The following is a 354-nucleotide window of genomic DNA, read 5'->3' as shown; positions in this document are numbered from 1 at the left end:
GATCGACGTCGCCCTCGCCGCCGGCAAAGCCGCAGGCTTCACCAACCACCGCTGGAGCGCCGCCACCCTGGCCAGCGGCGCCATCGGCACCTACTTCCTCAGCAAGGCACTACTGACCTTCGACGTCGGCACCGGCTACGCCATCTGGACCTCCACCGCGGGCGTGGGCATCACCCTGCTCGGCGCACCCCTGTTCGGCCAGCACCTCGACGGACGCAAAGCCCTCGGCATCACCACCGTCATCGCCGGCGTCGCCGGCCTCCAACTCAGCGGCTCCGCCTGAACCCCCCACCCCCCGCCCCAACTCCCACCCCACGACAGGACCCCACCCCATGACCGACACCACCCACACCC

1 protein-coding gene is annotated in these 354 nt (G+C 70.9%); it reads left to right on the top strand.

Translation table 11 applies throughout. The features are described from left to right. The first annotated feature begins 1 nt into the window (after position 1). Positions 2-283, top strand: coding sequence for a DMT family transporter (locus VM95_RS38155; RefSeq protein WP_045706307.1), 282 nt, complete (start codon positions 2-4; stop codon positions 281-283). The last annotated feature ends 71 nt before the right edge of the window (positions 284-354 follow it).

Origin of the sequence: Streptomyces rubellomurinus (assembly GCF_000961885.1) — a bacterium.
Taxonomy (GTDB): Bacteria; Actinomycetota; Actinomycetes; order Streptomycetales; family Streptomycetaceae; genus Kitasatospora; species Kitasatospora rubellomurina.
This window is presented reverse-complemented; position numbering and strand designations above follow the sequence as displayed.